The sequence below is a fragment of the Pandoraea sp. SD6-2 genome (assembly GCF_000389825.1).
Taxonomy (GTDB): Bacteria; Pseudomonadota; Gammaproteobacteria; order Burkholderiales; family Burkholderiaceae; genus Pandoraea; species Pandoraea communis.
The window spans coordinates 93,394-112,575 of sequence record NZ_KB944426.1; the positions used below are offsets into that span (position 1 = coordinate 93,394).

At 60.4% G+C, this 19,182-nt stretch carries 15 protein-coding genes; 8 read left to right on the plus strand and 7 right to left on the minus strand.

Annotated elements, in window-relative coordinates:
• Positions 1-144: 144 nt before the first annotated feature.
• The 4 genes from C266_RS05145 to C266_RS26050 all read right to left on the minus strand — a co-directional run bounded on the left by C266_RS05145 (position 145) and on the right by C266_RS26050 (position 4,724).
• A complete protein-coding gene (locus tag C266_RS05145; protein ID WP_168162868.1) occupies positions 145-876 on the minus strand; it encodes a helix-turn-helix domain-containing protein in 732 nt (243 codons plus the stop codon).
• A 122-nt stretch (positions 877-998) separates the two neighbouring features.
• On the minus strand, positions 999-1,853 hold the full coding sequence (locus C266_RS05150) for a helix-turn-helix domain-containing protein (protein WP_010806185.1): 855 nt from the start codon (positions 1,851-1,853) through the stop codon (positions 999-1,001).
• Positions 1,854-2,101: 248 nt separating this feature from the next.
• Positions 2,102-3,604, minus strand: a complete 1,503-nt coding sequence (locus C266_RS05155; protein ID WP_010806186.1) for an EAL domain-containing protein — start codon at positions 3,602-3,604, stop codon at positions 2,102-2,104.
• A gap of 331 nt (positions 3,605-3,935) precedes the next feature.
• Complete coding sequence (locus tag C266_RS26050; RefSeq protein ID WP_010806187.1) at positions 3,936-4,724, minus strand: response regulator transcription factor; 789 nt, start codon at positions 4,722-4,724, stop codon at positions 3,936-3,938.
• Positions 4,725-5,532: 808 nt separating this feature from the next.
• Between C266_RS26050 and C266_RS26055 the strand changes: the two genes are divergently transcribed.
• From C266_RS26055 to C266_RS05195, 8 genes are all read left to right on the plus strand, one after another.
• Positions 5,533-5,895, plus strand: a complete 363-nt coding sequence (locus C266_RS26055; protein WP_010806188.1) for a hypothetical protein — start codon at positions 5,533-5,535, stop codon at positions 5,893-5,895.
• A 252-nt stretch (positions 5,896-6,147) separates the two neighbouring features.
• Positions 6,148-7,023 carry a phosphatase PAP2 family protein gene (locus C266_RS05170; protein WP_371257033.1) on the plus strand — a complete coding sequence of 292 codons (876 nt, stop codon included), beginning with the start codon at positions 6,148-6,150 and terminating at the stop codon, positions 7,021-7,023.
• Between the two features lie 162 nt (positions 7,024-7,185).
• Positions 7,186-7,485: a YXWGXW repeat-containing protein gene (locus C266_RS26615; protein WP_081636167.1), complete on the plus strand. Its 300-nt coding sequence runs from the start codon at positions 7,186-7,188 to the stop codon at positions 7,483-7,485.
• Positions 7,486-7,604: 119 nt separating this feature from the next.
• On the plus strand, positions 7,605-9,173 hold the full coding sequence (locus C266_RS05175; protein WP_010806190.1) for a DUF1254 domain-containing protein: 1,569 nt from the start codon (positions 7,605-7,607) through the stop codon (positions 9,171-9,173).
• A gap of 232 nt (positions 9,174-9,405) precedes the next feature.
• A complete protein-coding gene (locus C266_RS05180) occupies positions 9,406-10,461 on the plus strand; it encodes an AI-2E family transporter (protein ID WP_010806191.1) in 1,056 nt (351 codons plus the stop codon).
• 541 nt (positions 10,462-11,002) lie between these two features.
• The gene (acnB, locus tag C266_RS05185; RefSeq protein ID WP_010806192.1) at positions 11,003-13,588 is read left to right on the plus strand and encodes a bifunctional aconitate hydratase 2/2-methylisocitrate dehydratase; all 2,586 of its coding nucleotides are present in this window, start codon (positions 11,003-11,005) and stop codon (positions 13,586-13,588) included.
• A 305-nt stretch (positions 13,589-13,893) separates the two neighbouring features.
• Complete coding sequence (locus tag C266_RS05190) at positions 13,894-14,745, plus strand: hypothetical protein (protein ID WP_010806193.1); 852 nt, start codon at positions 13,894-13,896, stop codon at positions 14,743-14,745.
• A gap of 119 nt (positions 14,746-14,864) precedes the next feature.
• Positions 14,865-15,410, plus strand: coding sequence for a hypothetical protein (locus C266_RS05195; protein ID WP_036661612.1), 546 nt, complete (start codon positions 14,865-14,867; stop codon positions 15,408-15,410).
• A gap of 201 nt (positions 15,411-15,611) precedes the next feature.
• On the opposite strand, the gene C266_RS05200 is transcribed toward C266_RS05195, so the two are convergent.
• From C266_RS05200 to C266_RS05210, 3 genes are all read right to left on the minus strand, one after another.
• Positions 15,612-16,850, minus strand: coding sequence for a phenylacetate--CoA ligase family protein (locus C266_RS05200; RefSeq protein WP_010806195.1), 1,239 nt, complete (start codon positions 16,848-16,850; stop codon positions 15,612-15,614).
• Between the two features lie 73 nt (positions 16,851-16,923).
• Positions 16,924-17,736 carry an ABC transporter ATP-binding protein gene (locus tag C266_RS05205; protein WP_010806196.1) on the minus strand — a complete coding sequence of 271 codons (813 nt, stop codon included), beginning with the start codon at positions 17,734-17,736 and terminating at the stop codon, positions 16,924-16,926.
• Between the two features lie 97 nt (positions 17,737-17,833).
• Positions 17,834-19,108: an ABC transporter substrate-binding protein gene (locus C266_RS05210; protein ID WP_246831143.1), complete on the minus strand. Its 1,275-nt coding sequence runs from the start codon at positions 19,106-19,108 to the stop codon at positions 17,834-17,836.
• Positions 19,109-19,182 lie beyond the last annotated feature (74 nt).

Below are 19,182 nucleotides of genomic sequence, written 5' to 3' on the forward strand. Positions count from 1 at the left end.
CATGCGTATTATGCGGAATTTAACACGGCAAGCGAGAGAATGCGATTCGGTCGATGCCGTCTCGCCGGGGGGGTATTGACAGGGCACACAGACGGCTTCGGCCCCCTTCGGGAGGGCTCCGGCGTCGGACGTAAGTGGCTCCGCTCAGTTATCGGAAGACGGTGAGCTGCCGTCCTCATCTTTATCCGCGGCCCGGCACTGCCGAAGCGCGCGGAATTTTGAGGGTGTCAAGCCAGTGTGCTTCTTGAATGCGACGCTGAAATTGCACGGACTCCGAAAGCCGACCTCGTGCGCAACATCCGTCACCGAGATGCCCGAGTGCTGCAGCAGCCACGCCGCGCGCGCCAGTTTTTCCCGCCGCAGATACTCGGACACCGAAACGCCCAACTTATCCTTGAAGTCTCGCGATAAGCGACGATCGCTTGCACCAACGGCGCTCGCCAACGCCTTCGCACTCATGTCAGCGATCCGGCCGCCGTTGATCAGTGTCATCACCGTACGCGTGCTTCGCGACGCGCGATCGACCCGTTCGCGTTCGACCGGATCGGTAACACCGCGCCCAATTCGCAGTTGCACACGCAATCGCGCAATCAATTCCTCGGGCATGAAGGGAAAGACAATGCAGTCAGATGCACCGGAAGCCAGCGCGCGGCTGCGAGCCTCGCTGGCCGCTTCGGCATCGACATAGATGACGGGTACGCCACGAAGGCGCGGCGCACCGCCCATCAGGCAACAAAATGCCCTGGCATCCATCGCGCGGAGGGCGCCGTCGACGACGAAGGCCGTCGGCGGAGAAACCAGCGCCTCGTAGTAGCTCGTCCAGCCGTCGCACACCTCCCGCACGTCGAAAAGCTGAGCGCGCAGTTCGTCAACCACGTCGGCAAACGCTGCAGGGCGCTCAGTCAGGAGCCAGAGGGTGGAACGAATTGCTGTATTGGCGGAGAACCCGCCCCCCTCACCTTGCGACGCATGCGGCCCGGAAGGGGCTGACGGGCTCGTCATGACGTCGCCCCGGCATACCCAAGCGTCCTCCCTTGCGGTGCGCACGTCTCTGTGCGCCAATCCTGCGCGCGCAGGCCGCTCCCGCTCCGGCATTCGTCGCTCGAAGCATATCGGTATTCGGATGGCGACTGCCCGACGTCCTGTCTGAACGCCGTCGCGAAGTTGGCGCCATCGCAAAACCCCAGAAGTTCGGCGATGGCCGTCACGCTCATATCGCTTCCCTTGAGCAACACGGTGGCAAGATCGATCCGGCGCCGCTTGAGAAACCGTACGATGCTGCAGCCCAGAACACTTCGAAAAGCGGCATCGAGGTGCCCCACCGACACGCCGATACGCGAGGCCAGCACCTGTTGCGAGATGTTGCCGATCTCGGTTTGAGCAAGGTACTTCACGGCCAGATGATAGATTTCCTGCTTGCGCGAGCCCGTGATGTCCAGACTATTCCGAGATGCCGGCACAACGGCAAACTCAGGCCGCGTCCTGAGATGCATCCCAATGCGCAAGTCCAACTCTTTGGGGGATGCATCGGTGTCGATGTAATCGACGGCGCCAGCACGGAAACACCGCACCCGCAGCGCCGGGGCCTGCGCAGGTCCAAACGCGATGATCGATGCGTCATGTTGGCGCAACACCTCGCGGCATCCCGAAATCGCGTCGACATTCGAATCGCGAACACCGACAAGCACCAGATCGGGCAGGTCGTCCGACGCGCAGCCCCTCAGGGCTTCGGTAAGACTTCGCACCACGCGAAGGCTAACGCCGCTCAAACGCACGCCATCCTTGATGCACGTTATGTGACCGATTCCGCCATCGACCATCACATAACGCTCGGATTGTGATTGCAATTGCATGGCACGTCCCCCGTTTGACACAAGCCGGACACTCTCGCCATAGAAAAGCCGATAGGTCCGTTTTTCCCTGACGGCACGCCACCACCGTTCAGGAATCAGTGGTAGGCGCGCACATGATCGATCGGGCCGAATGGCGCCTCGTGGATCGTGAGAGCATTGTCGTCAACATGGGGGAGCATGACTCTCCCTGGCGTCTCAGAATTCGGTTCTTTTTGTCTCCATCCTCCGCTGAGCAAGAGAAAGTCTGCTTACAAAACGGCGGGGCATGGGCTCGCCGCCTGCCCGGCATCCGCACGGCACCGTTCAGCCAGGCGGGGAACAAACACGTGAATCGGCATGGGACGGCCAAACAGATAGCCTTGCAGAATCGGCACTCCGCGCTCACACAGGTAATCTCGCTGCCGCGATGTCTCGACTCCCTCCGCGATGATAATCAGGCCGAGCTTCATTGCCATCTCGAGGATACTGTCGAGCACTCGCTGAGAGAGCGCCCCTCCGCCAATCTTCGCCACGAAGGTCTTGTCGATTTTTACGGCGTCCATATCGAAATCGCGAAGATAGCCAAGACTCGAATGCCCGACACCGAAATCGTCGATGGCAATCTTTATGCCTCTCGCGTGCAATGCGTCGAATATCTCCATGGTGTCGATTTCGGAGCCCAGCAGATCTCGCTCCGTAACTTCGAGCACGAGCTGCACGCGACTTTTGCCCAACACCGCCTGCAAAGCGTCGCAATCCGCGATGATCGATCGCTCACTCATGTGTCGCGCGCTCACGTTGAAACTGAGCCGGAAATTCGGCGGCAAATCCACGGAGGCCAACATTTCTCCTACGGCGCGGAACAACGCTCGCGTCATCGGCACGATTAGCCCGCTCGACTCGGCCAGCGGAATGAAACTGTCCGGCATCACCTCGCCCTCTTTCGGATGGAGCCACCGAGCGAGGATCTCCGCCCCAATCCAGCGCCCGTCGTCTGCGCAAACCAGCGGCTGAAAATAGGGCACGAACTCACCGAACTGCAATGCTCTTACCATTTCATGACGACGAGAACTTACGGCAGCTAATCCGCGCTTGACAACGCTCCCGAGAAACACGCTGAGTACCGCGAATGCGATCAGCAATCCGGCGTAATCGGAGATCACCCGTCTTGCAAGCTCCAGCCGGGGACTCTCTGCACGGACAAGCACAGGGAAACGTTTGGAACGCATAACCACCGTGCTGGCGGGGGCGTCCGAATGCACCGAAATGAGTCCATCCTTTCCGATGGACACCGCGCCCACATGAACCGTCATGTCAATTCCGTCACGCGCCATCAGCCCCAGCACATCGCGAACGTGCCGTCCGTCGATAGCGACAATCGCACCACGGCCTCGCACTGCGCTCCGATATAGGAAGAGTGTGGAGTCAGGAACGGTTCCGCTGTGCGGAAGGATTTGCAGGTGCCCGTCGACGTAATCCGAGACGTCGCGTTCGCGGCGATAGGTGCCATACAAGGAACTGCAATAGACAGCAGAGGTATCGACGAACAAATCGACCGACCTGACGAACAGCACCGAGTTGACCTGCTTGCGCAGGTCCAGCACCACGTCGTCGCAACTTTTCCCTGCCTCGTCACGCACCCGGGCGGCCGCCTCTGCGGCGTTGCCCAATATCCACTCAACGTGAACAAGGACACGATGCGCCTGCAGTTGGACTTCGTCGTCCAAAGAACGGCTCGCATGCCAATACGCGAGCCAGACCGCTGCGATCATGGGAACAACGCCAGCAGAGATGGCGAGCCAGAGGTGCCAATGCCGAGGAAACGCAGGTCTTCCCGCCACATTCGTTTGCACGTCCCCCCCTGGCATAAGCTCGATGGATGATCAGGATCTGCGACTTGTTTGCCAACACCTCCTGTCACGCAAGCCTATTGAATGTCCCCCGCTGCTATCTTTGACAAATACAAGAACGGTATTGAATTTCCGCACCGCATCGCGCCCCTGCCGAGAAAAAACGCGCCGGCGTCTGCAATCGGTTGCGGAGCCGTCCATGGGCGACGGTTCTCCGCCATGCCGTTACGAAATCGGCACGGCTGATCGACCTTCACTGCCACGTTCTCGGCAACGCAGGGGGCCACTCGCGATACTCGTCGGAGTGCTTGGCCGAGCGAAAAATCCGATACCCCTGCCCACGCACGGCGGCAAGTTGCAGCTCACCCGTTGCGCTGAGTTTCAGCTTGTTTCGTAGTCTGACAACCAGTACATCGATGCGCCGCGTTTCCCGGTCAACATTCAGGCGCCAGACATTTCGCAAGAGCGCTTCTCTCGAGACGGTTTTCTCGAAGTGGGAAAAGAGTGTCCAGGCGACATCGAACTCAAGTTCCGTCAGGACAACAGCTTGCTCCGCCACCAACACCGAACGTGAGGTGCTGCATAGATCGTAGGCACCAATATTGATGCGCGTGGGGCGCATTGTGATCGGCAGCGACCGGCGAACCAGCGCACGCAGGCGTGCCAGGAAAACCGGGGGGGCGCATGCGGCATCGACACATTCGCTGGCGCCGGCGTCAAGGGCCATCACGACCTCGTGATCCGTCATTCGAACGCCAATCACCACAAGTGGAACTGAAGGATTCCTGAGATGCACGACACTGATCCGATCGAGCGAGGTCCAGTGCGCACGCCTCAGATCTATGATGACGACGTCGGGAATCCCTTTCTCGATAGCCACCAGGGCCTTTTCGAGCACGTTAAACGTCAGGACATAATGCCCGTCTTCAACTATCGAGCGCACGAGCGTCTCGACTTTCGAGTGGTCTCCGCTTGACGGCCCCACAACTGGCGACGCGTTCGTGTCGAGAAACGCCGACGCAGTCAGTATCAATGCAAACACCGTTTGTCCTCCCGCTCATCGCACGGAACCTTACGCCAGCGCGCGAGCAAGCCCAGCCCGAATATTTCACGCCCGCCCCTCGTTGGATCTTCCGTCAGCGCGATCCGGCAAGTTCAGACGATTCGCTTTATACCTTCAGGAAATGAACGGCGCATTTGATACTTGGCTGCCAGTATTTGATTTTCTGCTTAGCCGCGCGCTCCGAACCATTGAAAAGGCCCTCCGGCTGACTGGGTGAACGGATCAAAAATCGAGATCGATTTTCCAAATATCCGTCCGCGCAATAAGACGTCAAATCACTCAAAGGGCTGTTTCTCGCCCCACTGAGCGGCAACATTTCGGGTCAATTGGGTGCGCACGCACCGAAGCATCGATACGACGACGTATCTGCTCGGCGTTCGCTATCCAGTCGATGTCGTGACACGCGCAGAGCCGCATGCGCAACCCGCTGCGGTTGACGGAAAACACATGCTGCACACCCTCTGCGGGCCGTCCGTGGTGAGCAGCGGCACCTCGCAAAACGCGCCCGCGCATTCATTCGTTTTCGAAACGATGGCGGGGCGAAGCTCGCTTGGGTCACGGGTGAGGTCGAGGTCCGATCGCGATAGCGACATCTTCCTCACCGGTGTCGGCATCGGACTCCGGAGCCTGCGCACGTCCCATGTCGGTTGGTCCCCACGGATGTCTCAATTCTCTTGATAGGGCTGTTGATTTCATGTGCAAGCGATCACTCCTTGGCGTATGCGGACTCGTTGTGGCTTCGCTGGGCTACTGCGCGCCCCTTGATGCCACCACTTCCGGACAACCGATGGAAGCCATTGTGTCGCCGGCGCAGCAACGCGTGATCGATGCGAGCATCACCGGGTTACGTTCGCCGAGCGACCGTGCGGTCGCCCGCGGGTGGCCGCGCGCGAAGCAGGTCGCCGAGTTCATCTGTCGTCAGAAAGCGCTGGCGGCCTTTGACGGCAAGCTCAAGGGGGTGGATCGCGTATTCCTCGGCACCGATGACCCCAACAGTCTCAGCCTGATTCGCAGCGACAAGTTGGTTGGCACCGGTCAGGCGCGATACGACGGAGGATGGCGCACGTTTTCGTTCGAATGTCTGATGGACCCGAAAACCGCGAAGGTCACGAAATTCCTGATTGCCATGCAAGCGGTACCGTCGGTCTGACGATGGCACTCGGAAAATCTCGGGAAGCCCGGTCTGTTGTCCGCCGCAGCGACCACCCCTCGATTTCGTCTCATTCTTGATACCAATTTGACTCATTTCACCCTCAACCCCGTTTCTCTCGAAAGCTCCCGGAGTACAGTCGAGGGACAACTGCCATAAAGAAATCCACTGAGTGGTTTGCCGCCGGTTTTTCACAAGAACAACATAAACCACCCTCTTTCATTGCCGCAAAAAGCGAATACCGGATGCTCGATGCGCGATCAATTCTCAATCACATTGAAACGAGAACCATCCTCTATGCGCCTAGAAAATCATAAGATGACGTACGTGCTCGGCGCTGCGCTCCTGAGCGTTGTCTGTGCGACGGCAACCGCTTCGGACAGCTCGCCGAATCCGAAGATCACCGATCCGCACTTCAAATTCGCGCCCGGCTATCTCCCGCAGAAAGACTTACCTAACAGTCTCGAGTTGCTCGGACCGCCGCCTGCCGACGGCAGCGCGGCACTGGCCCGAGACGAAGCAGCAAGGGAAGCGACCGTGCCGTTGCGCGGCAAAGCGCGCTCGGAGATCGCGCGTCTCGACGCCGACCTCGTGTTTCCGCAGCCGGCCAAGAACTTCTCCTGCGCAATGGGCGTCGACATCGATCAAAAGAAGACCCCTCGTCTGTATCACCTGATGGAGCGAGTACTGACCGATGCGGGGATGTCCACCTATGGCGTCAAGAACAAATACAACCGCACTCGCCCCTTCGTGGTTCACAACGAAGGCACCTGTATGCCGGAGCAGGAACCGTTGCTGCGCCATGACGGCTCATACCCGTCGGGCCACACCGCGGCCGGCTGGGCATGGGCGCTGGTCTTGACCGAAATCAGCCCTGAGCGAGCCGATACGCTGTTCAAGCGTGGCCTGGAGTTCGGTCAAAGCCGAGTCGTCTGCAATGCGCATTGGCAAAGCGACGTGGATGCGGGACGCACCATGGGCGCCGCCACGGTGGCCAAACTTCATACCAATGCGGCATTTCTTGCCGACGTGAAGGCCGCGCGCAAGGAAGTTCAGAACGCGAGAACCCAAGGTTCTGCCTCTGCACTCAACTGCGGCGCAGAAGAAGCGGCCTTGTCTGATCAGTAACCAATCGATCGGATGCCCTCGCTCGATGGTCAACGCGAGAGCACCGAAAGATGGGGCTTCGCGCCCCACTATCGGACTCGCTATCGACGTATGAGCGATCTCCGATGGCGGAATTCAGCGCAACCCGATTCCGCCGGCAATCAACAAGGAAACAAAGACGTTATGACAAGGAAGTCCCTTTGTGCGTGGCTAGGCGCGGCAGTCCTCACGCTCGCCAGCGGCATTGCCGTTGCAGAGGCGGTTATCATCGCGCCCCACGAACCGCCCGCCGCACGAGTGGAAGTCGTGCCTGCGGCTCGTGCGGGATATGTCTGGGACCCCGGCCATTGGCGCTGGGCGGCGGGTGGGTATGTCTGGGAGCCCGGGCACTGGCAACCGGTGCGAGTCGGGCATCACTGGATACCCGGCCATTGGATCCGGTTCGGTGCGAACTGGCGTTGGATCCCCGGCCACTGGAACTGAACGCCGCCAACAAGACCGAGCGGCAGCCTCAGCCGCTCTTGCCGTGCTCGTGCAAGCGCGAATGCCGGCAGCTCGAAACAAGCATCTCTTTAGCAACAACTCTAGTGTTGGAGAAGTGAATGATATTCAACCGTACCCGTAGCCTTGTTACCGCCACGCTCATTGGGGCGCTATGTGCCCCGGGCGCCTACGCGCAAAAGGCTCCCGATGGAGCAGCGCCGACGCGAGGGTTCAATACCTACATCCCGCAGGAAGTGCTGACACCCAATACGGTCCAGACCCGAATTGGCACGCTCAACTTTGCCGACGGTATTCCGACGGAAGACACGGCTAAACTGGCCTTCGATAACCTCGACTTCCTGCGCGGCGTGGAAGTGTTCCTCAATCTCATGCCTGCCGCGAGCATTGAAGCGATCCGCCGGTCAAGCGTTGCGCTCGGGGCGACCAAGAGCAACCAGGCCACGATCTACGATCAACTGGCCGACTCCAATCCGCTTCTGCTCACCGCCAACACCGACACGGTCTACGCCTTCTCCATGCTCGATCTGCAGACCGACGGCCCGACCGTGGTCGAGGTGCCGCCGGGCAGCGGTCCGGGAACCGTCAACGACGCGTTCTTCCGCTTCGTCGTCGACATGGGCGCCCCCGGTCCGGATCGCGGCAAGGGCGGCAAGTACCTGATCGTGCCCCCGGACTACACGGGCAAACTCCCCAAGGATGTGAAGGACGGTGGCGAGTACTACATCTCGCGCTCACCCTCCTATGTGAACTTCGTGGTCCTGCGCGGATTCCTGGTGGACGGCAAACCCGACGCGGCGTCGAAGATGTTCCGCGAAGGTTTCAAGGTCTACTCGCTGAGCCGCGCAAAGAACCCGCCAAAGATGGAGTTCATCAACTCCTCGAAACAAGCCCTCAACACGGTGCATGCCAACACCTTCGCGTTCTTCGAGGAACTCGATCACGTCATCCAGAAGGAACCTATCGGTTTCATCGATCCCGAACTGCGTGGACTGGTCGCCTCGATTGGCATCCGCAAGGGCAAGACATTCGCCCCCGACGAGCGGATGACGAAGATTCTCACCGATGCGGTCGCCGTCGGTAACGCCACCGCGCGTGCCATCAGCTTCCGCAGTCGCGATCCGCGCGCCGCGCTGTATCCGAATAGTGCGTGGCGATCCGGCTTTATCGGCGACGATTATCGCTGGCTGGGCGGCGACGGTCTCTCGGGCCGCGACCTCGATGCACGTACCAGCTTCTTCTACGTCGCCACGGTCAACACGCCTGCGATGGCTGCGAAACTGGTCGGCAAGGGTTCGCAGTATGCGATTGCCAGCACCGATGCGGCAGGCAAGCCTCTCGACGGCGCGAAGCACTACCGCCTCCGCATTCCCAATGGCGTGCCGGCAAAGGACTTCTGGTCGGTGGTTCTCTACGATCCGCAGACCCGCTCCGAGCTTCAGACCTCGCAACCGTTCCCCAGCAAGAACAACAAGCGTGACAAGTTGATCGCCAACGCCGACGGGTCAGTCGATCTGTACTTCGGGCCCGAGGCGCCCAAAGGCAAAGAGGCCAATTGGACGCAGACGGTGCCGGGCAAAGGCTGGTTCACGATCTTGCGACTGTACGGTCCCCTCGATGCATGGTTCGACAAGACGTGGAAGCCGGGCGAGATCGAGGAAGTGAAGTAAGCGCGAGCCAGTGAGCGGAGTCATCCGCGAAAGGATGTGAGTGACGACAGGGGCCGCCGGCTGCCGATGCAGCGAGGCGGCCCCTGTTTTTGTGCGCCTCGCCACGCGCACGCCCCCGCCTGTCCGCATCGCCGATGCCATCACCCCGAAATAAATTAGCCTGATATTCTTGCGGACGAAAGACGCGCGATCAGAGGCGCGTTTTCTGCCTTGACCGTTAAGAAAATCCATCATGACAACAACACCCGGGTCCGTTGCACAGACAACTACAGGCGTAGCCGCAGGTCTGGCAACCCTGTATTTTCTTCGCCCGGTACTCATCCCGTTCTTTCTCGCCATACTCCTGCGAATTCTGATTTCGGGCATCGTCTCCGTGGTCGTGCGCCTCCTTCCGCGAGCGCCCAAATGGCTGATCCTGGTGGCTACCGCAGCGATTGTGGGGTTCACCGCCTATAGCATCTTCATCATCACGCTCCAGGGCATCAGCGATCTCATCCAGCAGTCCCCCGACCTCCCCGCTCAACTCGACCGCCTCATTCGGTCTGCCGCCGTGGGCTTCGGGCGGAAATTCGATCTCGCAACCGTTATCGGGTTGATCGATCTCCCCAAACTCGAGCACAGCCTTGCCGCCTGGGTGGGAAACGCCGTGTCGATGGCATTTCTTACCTTGATGTTTCTCGTGTTCATGCTGCTTGGGGCAATGACGAACACCGAGCCGAAAATACTGCGGATCACGACGAGCGAGGCCAGAGCGAATTCGCAGCGCATCGTTCTCAACAAGATCGTGCATGGCGTACAGGCTTATCTGATCTCTCAGACGGCCATCAACCTGGCGATTGCCGTCATCTCCGCGCTGGTCTTCCGGATTGCCGAACTGCCCAATACCGCATTCTGGGCAGTCACAGTGTTTTTTCTCGCGTTCATGCCCGTCGTGGGACCGTTCGTAGCGAGCGTTGTGCCCGCACTATTTGCCGCGCTCCATAGCGATTCGATTACCGTGCCGCTCGGGGTGTTTGTCCTCACCCTTTCCATTTTCCAAATTGCCCACAATCTCGTGCTCCCCAAGCTCCAGGCGAAAAGCACGAACACGGACCCATTGGTCGGACTGTTCGCACTGGGGATCTGGACGCTGGTGTGGGGGGTACCCGGCGCCATTCTTTCGACGCCACTGACCGTCCTCGTGATGGTCATCGCCGCGCAGTTTGAAAGCTCAAGATGGCTGGCGATTCTCATATCGCACGACGGCGCCCCCGATGCCGTGCTTCCGCCGTCCCCCGCCAAAAAGTGAACGCCCGGCGAGCCGATCGGACTGCCATGCGCCGGGCAAAAAAAAACCGCCCCTGAAAGAGGCGGCGTAGGCTCCCTACCACCTGGGGGCCGGTAGGGAGAAGTGCGGTCGAGGTAAACCGCAGGGGAGAACTACCCGCCAGCCTCAATCCATTCGAATCGAGTTGCGCAGTAGTCAGAGACAAGGGTAATGGGGGCATCTCCCCGGCACAAGACAGATCGCCCCGCGTCTGGCAACTCGCACCGGAACTCAATGGCGAGAACAGATAATTCAAAGCCCCCTCGTGAGGCCCATAGACGATGGCCGTATCCCGCGACAATCCGCCGGGGCTGAACACGGCATCGAAGTCCTGCTCGGCAAATGAGGTCAAGTCACGGCGACCGTCGGACGACGAACGCTCGCCTCGCCCAACTCTTATATAAGATATAAGACGTTTGACGAGACGCGGCGTCGAGACTAAAATCACGATCAAAGTAGCGCCCGGTATAGCCTTGGAGGCCTGAACAGCCTTCCCCCGAAACGCAACACAGCAGGTCTCCCCATGCTTGAAAACTATCGTGCTCACGTGGCCGCACGCGCCGCGCTTGGTATTCCTCCCCTGCCGCTGACGGCACAGCAGACCGCCGAACTGGTCGAGTTGCTGACGAACCCGCCGGCTGGCGAAGCGCAGACCCTGCTCGACTTGATCACCCATCGCGTGCCCGCCGGCGTGGACGAAGCCGCTCGCGTGAAGGCAGGCTTCCTTGCCGCAGTTGCCAAGGGCGAGACCCGCTGCGCGCTGATCTCGCGTGCCCGTGCGACTGAACTGCTCGGCACGATGCTGGGCGGCTACAACATCCAGCCGCTGATCGAACTGCTGCCGGACGCCGAAGTCGGCACCGTCGCCGCCGACGCCCTCAAGAAAACCCTGCTGATGTTCGATCAGTTCCATGACGTCAAGGAACTGGCCGACAAGGGCAATGCCAATGCGCGCGCCGTGCTCCAGAGCTGGGCCGACGCCGAATGGTTCACGAGCCGTCCGGAAGTGCCGCAAAGCCTGACCATTACCGTGTTCAAGGTAACGGGCGAGACCAACACCGACGACCTGTCGCCGGCCCCGGACGCCACCACCCGCCCGGACATTCCGATGCACGCGCTGGCGATGCTCAAGAACGCACGCCCCGGCATTACCCCGGAAGAAGACGGCAAGCGCGGCCCGGTCAAGTTCATTGAATCGCTCAAGGAAAAAGGTCATCTGGTCGCCTATGTGGGTGACGTGGTCGGCACCGGCTCCTCGCGCAAGTCGGCCACCAACTCGGTGCTGTGGTTCACGGGCGAAGACATCCCCTTCATCCCGAACAAGCGCTTCGGTGGCGTGTGCCTGGGCAGCAAGATCGCCCCGATCTTCTACAACACAATGGAAGACGCTGGCGCCCTGCCGATCGAACTCGACGTGTCGAAGATGGAAATGGGCGACGTGGTCGAACTGCGCCCGTACGAAGGCAAGGCGCTGAAGAACGGCGAAGTCATCGCCGAGTTCCAGGTCAAGTCCGACGTGCTGTTCGACGAAGTGCGCGCCGGTGGCCGTATTCCCCTCATCATCGGTCGCGGCCTGACCGCCAAGGCTCGCGAAGCCCTTGGTCTGCCCGCGTCGACCCTGTTCCGCCTGCCGCAGCAGCCGGCCGACAGCGGCCGCGGCTTCTCGCTGGCGCAGAAGATGGTTGGCCGCGCCTGCGGTCTGCCCGAAGGTCAGGGCATTCGTCCGGGCACGTACTGCGAACCGAAGATGACCTCGGTCGGCTCGCAAGACACCACCGGCCCGATGACCCGCGACGAACTCAAGGATCTGGCCTGCCTCGGCTTTTCGGCCGATCTCGTCATGCAGTCGTTCTGCCACACCGCCGCTTATCCGAAGCCGGTGGACGTGAAGACGCACCAGACCCTGCCGAACTTCATCAGCACGCGTGGCGGCATCGCACTGCGTCCGGGCGACGGTGTGATCCACTCGTGGCTGAACCGCATGCTGCTGCCCGACACGGTGGGCACCGGCGGTGACTCGCACACGCGTTTCCCGATCGGCATCAGCTTCCCGGCAGGCTCGGGTCTGGTCGCCTTCGCGGCCGCCACCGGCACGATGCCGCTGGACATGCCGGAGTCGGTGCTGGTCCGCTTCAAAGGCAAGATGCAGCCCGGCGTCACGCTGCGCGATCTCGTCAATGCGATCCCGCTGTACGCCATCAAGCAAGGCATGCTGACCGTTGCCAAACAAGGCAAGAAGAATATCTTCTCGGGCCGCATCCTCGAAATCGAAGGCCTGCCCGACCTGAAGGTCGAGCAAGCGTTCGAACTCTCGGACGCCTCCGCCGAGCGCTCGGCCGCCGGTTGCACGGTGCATCTGAACAAAGAACCGATCATCGAGTACCTCAACAGCAACGTCACGCTGCTGAAGTGGATGATCGCGCAAGGTTATCAAGACCCGCGCAGCCTGCAACGCCGTATCGCGGCGATGGAACAATGGCTGGCCGATCCGAAGCTGCTCTCGCCGGATGCCGATGCGGAATACGCCGCGGTCATCGAGATCGATCTGGCCGACATCCACGAGCCGATCGTGGCCTGCCCGAACGATCCGGACGACGTGAAAACCCTGTCGGATGTGGCCGGTGCGAAGATCGACGAAGTGTTCATCGGCTCGTGCATGACCAACATCGGTCACTTCCGCGCGGCGTCCAAGCTGCTCGAAGGCAAGCGCGACATTCCGGTCAAGCTGTGGGTTGCCCCGCCGACCAAGATGGATCAGAAGCAATTGACGGAAGAAGGTCACTACGGTGTCTTCGGCACGGCGGGTGCCCGTACAGAAATGCCGGGCTGCTCGCTGTGCATGGGTAACCAGGCACAAGTGCGCGAAGGCGCGACGGTCATGTCGACGTCCACCCGCAACTTCCCGAACCGTCTCGGCAAGAACACGAACGTGTACCTTGGCTCGGCCGAACTCGCCGCGATTTGCTCGCGTCTGGGCAAGATTCCGAGCAAGGAAGAGTACATGGCCGACATGGGTGTACTCGCCACCAACGGCGACAAGATCTACAAGTACATGAACTTCGACCAGATCGAAGACTTCAAGGAAGTCGCCGACACGGTGCAGATGTAAGTGTGAAGCTGGGTGACGGCGCGGGACTTGCGCCGTCACACCGTCGCATCACGATCAAATGGCGTCCGGAGCGTTCCGCTCTCGACGCCATTTTTTTATGGATGCGATGACTGCGCGCGCCCGCCGATGGCGTGCCAGGCAGATCATTAGGTGTATTAAACATCCGCAGAAAAATGCCGTTATCTCTCAGGCGGTTCGGCATCAATGCCGGCCCGTAGCAATCCCCATATCTCCTGCGACCGGGATCTCGTGCATCCCCGCCGCAGGAGATATGGGGCCGTCGTCTTTTATGAAATGCGGAAGAAATGAATCTGAGATTACGATATGGTGTCGCTGCGGCACTGCTCTGCGTCCTTCTGGCGGGTTGCGAGGACTCCGAAATCGGTCAGGTGAAAGCCGCCAACGACCCCGTCGACACGACGCACACTTACGGCTCGGCGTTGTCCGAACGTGCCGCCTGCAAAAGCATTAGTTGGAAAACGTTCAAAGACAGCAGCAATCGCACGGCGGTTGAATATCGCTGCGAGTTGAACGACGCCGTCGCCGAGTTGAACAAGGTTCGCGATGCGCAGATTGACGAGATCAACGGCTATCTCAAAGCCAGCAACGACAATCTCGGGAAAGCCATTGAAGGCGCGGCAGGCGATGCGGCTCGCTATACGAAGCTCCTCGAAGAGAAAAAGGCCGAATTGCGGCAAATCGACGAAAAGAGTCAGGCCCAGATGGCCGGCATGGATGGCCCTTCGGCGCTGAAGGCGAAGCAGGTGTGGGATGCCTCAAGGGCTTACGCCGTGTCTGAAGTCGAGCGCTATCAGGCAGAACTCGACAAGGCCAATTCCGGTACAAATACCGCGTCGCTGGAAGGATCGAGGCAAAGCTATCAGCAGCGATATGCCAACGACATCGCCAATCTCCACCGACAATATGACGGTGTGAAATCCGTCACGGAAGTCATCCAGTGGGCCGTGAAGGACAAGGAGGTCATTCCGACCTATTTCGGCTTTGAGATCGACTCTGAGCTGGGAAAGAAGACTACCGATAAGTCTGCGCAGTTCCGTGGCTTTCTTCAGCAGATTGGCCAGCACCGCGGGCAGGATTACGTTACTTTTGTAGCACCGACAGTCCTCACAGGGATTTCGGCGACGACCAATAAATAAGTGGCGCCTCGCAAACGCGGGTTGGCGCCAAATACAATCAAAACGATTGTGGTACGGCGGGACTGGTGGCAATTCGACTCCGGCACCGCCCACCCGCGGCCATAGACCTTTCCAATACGATGATCAAAGAGAACATGTGCGCACTTGCCTTCGTCGCGCTAGGCCTGCTGAGCCAAGCCTCGAAGGCGACGGCTTTCGAGGCTTGGGGCTTCGTTGGCGGCAACAAGAAGGAGGACATATTGCGCGAAGCCAAAGCTCGCGGCGACACGCTCGACGAGAAGCCTGGAGGCGTGTTCATTCATCGGCGTGCCCCCAATACGGGCGCGCTGGACACTTACCATTTGGTGTTCTGTACCACAGGTCTTTCGCTGGTCTCGAAGTCCCTCACTTTTACAGCCGCAAATTACGCAAACGAGCAATACGCTCTGGTAAAACAGTACGGAAGTCCCACAGTGACCGCGACGGATCAGTCCATCACGAATCCAGCAGGGACATGGGAATGGAGGGAAATCAAAAGCATCTGGCAGGGCCAGGCGGAGGAAATCCGGATGATTCTCACGGTACCGACGGGCGACTCTGCCAAACTCGGGCTAGTGCCGGGCATGAGTATCGTTCATAGCAATGAATCCGGATGCAAGCCTCACGAACTTTCGCGCAGTGAATAAGTGATTGGCCGCACCTGGGCTGATCTACCTTTCGAATCGGCTATCCGCCATCGATTGGTTTCTTATCCATCCGAATCTTTTTGCCCTCATCGGCCTGTTGACCGCTTGCGGGGCGATGGCGCCAATCCCATATCACCGTGCTGCGACCTATTACGACCGCAGCACGTTCGTTGATGCTACTTGTGCACAACGGACGGCAAATCAATCGTAAGCCCGCGCGTCCTCGACCAGTTTCCCATCGGTCGGCAGTGTCCCGGCGGCGACAAAATCGACCTCGCCGCGCAACCGGGTCACATCCCGGAGTGTTTCCTGCACGCGCGCAGCCAGCCCTTCGGGCGGTGCGGCGTTCGTCTCGCAAATCAGCCGCATCCGATCGTCGCCAATCCGCCCTTCCACTCGCAGCCGCAGGCGAACCAACTCCGGATACCGCTTGCCGATCTCGCCGATCTGCCCTGGGTGCACAAACATACCGCGCACCTTGACCGTCTGATCGGCGCGGCCGAGCCAGCCTTTGAGCCGCATATTGGTGCGCCCGCACGGGCTGATTCCCGCCTCTACCGCCGACAGATCCCCCGTCGCGAAACGAATCAACGGATAGTCCGGATTGAAGTTCGTCACCACGACCTCACCGATCTCACCGTCCGGCACCGGTTTCGTGCCACCCGGCTCCACCAGCTCCACCAGCACGTTCTCGTCGACGATCAATCCCGCCTGTGCGTCGCTCTCGAACGCGATCAATCCCAGATCGGCCGTGCCATACAATTGCCGTGCCGTAATGCCGCGCGTCTTGAACCAATCGCGTAACGATGGCGGTAATGCCTCGCCCGAGAGCGTCGCCCGACGAATGCAGCCGATATCCGCTCCGGCCGCCTCGCTCTTCTCGATCAATATCTTCAGAAACGACGGCGTCCCGGCATACGCCACGGGTTGCAGATGACGAATCGCGGCAAGCTGCATCTCCGTCTGCCCGACCCCGGCCGGAAATACGCAGCATCCCAGCCGGGCAGCGCCCGTCTCGATCATCATCCCGGCCGGCGTGAAGTGATACGAGTACGTGTTATAGACCAGATCGCCCGCGCGCAAGCCCGCGGCAAACATGGCACGCGCAAAGCGCCACCAGTCACTGCCGCGGCCGTCCGGCTCGTAGATCGGACCGGGCGACTGGTACACGTGCGCCAGACCGCCCAGGGGCGTTGCGTTCATCCCGCCGAACGGAGGGCGGCGCACCTGATACGCCGACAGATCCGACTTGCGCGTCACAGGCAGGCCGGCCAGTGCATCGCGCGAGCCGATGTCCTTCGCATCGACGTTGCCCAGCACCTGCGTGAAATACGGCGCGTGCGTCTGCGCATGCGACACGTGCGCCGGCAACGCCGCCAGCAGTGCCTTCTCGCGAACCTCCGGCGCACGGGTTTCCAGCGTGTCGAAGTAATCGTTCATATTGACGGAAATACGTTGAGGATTAACAGTCAGCCACTCATTCGATCTCGCAAACACGCAAGCGCGCAATTGCTCAGGCGATCCAGCGCTTGCGCCGTCGATAGCTCTTGACGTTTCGGAAGCTCCCGGCGCTACTGGCGCCGTCCTTGGCAATTCCCAGGTAGAACTCCTTGACGTCCTCGTTATCGCGCAGCGACGCCGCATCGCCATCCATCACCACCCGGCCGTTTTCGAGGATGTAGCCATAGTCCGCGTAACGCAGCGCCGCCATCGTGTTCTGTTCGGCCAGCAGGAAGCTGACGTTCTCGCGCTGGTTCAGGTCGCGCACGATGGCAAAGATCTCTTCCACGATCTGCGGCGCGAGCCCCATCGACGGCTCGTCGAGCAATATCATCGACGGCTGCGCCATCATGGCGCGCCCGATCGCGCACATCTGCTGTTCGCCGCCCGACGTGTAACCCGCTTGCGATTTGCGGCGCGTCTTCAGGCGCGGGAAGTAGGCATAGATGCGTTCCAGCGCATGCTGCTGGGCACTGCGCGACGCATGCCGCACATAACCGCCCGTCAGCAAATTCTCTTCAATGGTCAAATGCCCGAAGCAGTGACGGCCTTCCATCACCTGAATCACCCCGCGCTTGACCAGACCGTTCGGCGTGAGCTTCTCGACCCGCTCGCCGCGATAGTCGATCGTGCCCTTCGTGACCTCGCCGCGCTCGGCGTGAAGCAGGTTCGAAATCGCCTTGAGCGTCGTACTCTTGCCCGCCCCGTTGGCCCCGAGCAACGCCACGATCTTGCCCTCCGGTACGATCAGCGACACCCCCTTGAGCACGAGAATGACGTGGTCGTAAATGACTTCGATATTGTTGACGCGCAAACTCGCTTCCATGCATAACTCCGGAATCGATGCTGCCGGGTTCATCCACCGGCCATGGTTCGTCAGCCTTCGCCCACGTGGCGCGCTGCCACGCGGGCGAAGGCGTCGATTACATCTTGTAGCAGGCGGGCGTCATCCCCTTCTCTTTGGCGTACTGCTTGGCCGAGGCCTCGAAAAGCGGGTGAATCAGACGCCGGTTACCCTCGATCCAGTCCGACACGAGCACCCACTTGGCGCCGTCCCATTGCTGGATGCGCACCTTGCCCGATCCCTCGTGATCCTCGCAACTCGTCTTGATGTCGGGCAGCAGGCCGGTCGCGCCCAGCGCCTTGAGCCGGGCGGCGTCGATATTCAGGTTCTCGAGCGCCCAGCGCACCTGCACCGGCGTCATGACCTTGCCCTTACCGAACTTGTTCTGCGCCGTGTTGAGCGCCTCGACCGTCGCCACCGCCGCCGAAACACCACGGTTGTACAGCACCGAGCCGACCTTCGACGGGTCTTGCATGTTGCCCTTGCCCGCGCCGTAGACCACCTTCTCGATGTCGGCGATGACTGGCACCTGCTTGCCTGCCACGTTCCATGTCGCGCTCATGTATCCCTTGGCCGCCGGGCCCGCCGGAATCGTGTCTTCTTCGGAGCCGGCCCACCAGCTACCGACGATCTTCTCGCGCGGATAGCCGACCTTTTGCGCGGCCTTGAGCGCCGTCTGGTTCATCACGCCCCAGCCCCAGAACACCACGTAGTCGGGATTCTCCTGACGAATACGCAGCCATTGCGCACCCTGTTCGTTACCTGGGTGCGCGACCGGAATCTCGATGAGGTTGAACTTGTTGATCTTCGACTCCGCCTGCATCGCGACGATCGGCTCCTTGCCATAGGCCGAGTCGTGATACAGAAAGACGATCTTCTTGCCGTTGAGCGACCCGCCGTTCTTGCTCGCGAGGAACTTGATGATGGCCGACGCCTGCATCTGATACGTCGTCACCAGCGGGAATGCCCAAGGAAACACCGTGCCATCCACGGCATCGGTGCGGCCATAGCCCATCATCACCAGCGGCACCTGATCGGTTGCCGTCTTGTCGATCAGCGCGTAGGAAATCCCCGTCGCCATCACGTGATACGCCGTGCCCTTGGTGACCGGGTTCTTGCCCTTGAGACGTTCATAGCACTCCACGCCCTTGGCGTTGTTGTACTCGGTCTCGCACTCCTCCCACGTCAGCTTGACGCCGTTGACGCCACCATTCTTCAGATTCACGTATTGCAGATAGTCGATGAAACCGCCGTAGAACGATTGCCCGTTCGCGCCATACGGCCCGACCCGATAGTCGGCAAGGGCGATGAACTGGTCGTTCGATTGCGCGAACGATGCGCCCACGCTCCCCATGCCGAGCACGAGCGCCGTACCCAACGAGACCGCCAAGTTTTTCGTGTTCATGCTGTGTCTCCATCTGTGGTTTT

What these genes read in the sequence shown, in the direction of transcription:
- C266_RS05170 (WP_371257033.1), top strand. Translation starts at nt 6,148, where the DNA reads ATGCGCGATCAATTCTCAATCACATTGAAACGAGAACCATCCTCTATG.
- C266_RS05200 (WP_010806195.1), bottom strand. Translation starts at nt 16,850, where the DNA reads ATGAACGATTACTTCGACACGCTGGAAACCCGTGCGCCGGAGGTTCGC.
- C266_RS05205 (WP_010806196.1), bottom strand. Translation starts at nt 17,736, where the DNA reads ATGGAAGCGAGTTTGCGCGTCAACAATATCGAAGTCATTTACGACCAC.
- C266_RS05195 (WP_036661612.1), top strand. Translation starts at nt 14,865, where the DNA reads ATGATCAAAGAGAACATGTGCGCACTTGCCTTCGTCGCGCTAGGCCTG.
- C266_RS05150 (WP_010806185.1), bottom strand. Translation starts at nt 1,853, where the DNA reads ATGCAATTGCAATCACAATCCGAGCGTTATGTGATGGTCGATGGCGGA.
- C266_RS26615 (WP_081636167.1), top strand. Translation starts at nt 7,186, where the DNA reads ATGACAAGGAAGTCCCTTTGTGCGTGGCTAGGCGCGGCAGTCCTCACG.
- C266_RS05190 (WP_010806193.1), top strand. Translation starts at nt 13,894, where the DNA reads ATGAATCTGAGATTACGATATGGTGTCGCTGCGGCACTGCTCTGCGTC.
- acnB (WP_010806192.1), top strand. Translation starts at nt 11,003, where the DNA reads ATGCTTGAAAACTATCGTGCTCACGTGGCCGCACGCGCCGCGCTTGGT.
- C266_RS05210 (WP_246831143.1), bottom strand. Translation starts at nt 19,108, where the DNA reads ATGGGGAGCGTGGGCGCATCGTTCGCGCAATCGAACGACCAGTTCATC.
- C266_RS05180 (WP_010806191.1), top strand. Translation starts at nt 9,406, where the DNA reads ATGACAACAACACCCGGGTCCGTTGCACAGACAACTACAGGCGTAGCC.
- C266_RS05155 (WP_010806186.1), bottom strand. Translation starts at nt 3,604, where the DNA reads ATGATCGCAGCGGTCTGGCTCGCGTATTGGCATGCGAGCCGTTCTTTG.
- C266_RS26055 (WP_010806188.1), top strand. Translation starts at nt 5,533, where the DNA reads ATGGAAGCCATTGTGTCGCCGGCGCAGCAACGCGTGATCGATGCGAGC.
- C266_RS05175 (WP_010806190.1), top strand. Translation starts at nt 7,605, where the DNA reads ATGATATTCAACCGTACCCGTAGCCTTGTTACCGCCACGCTCATTGGG.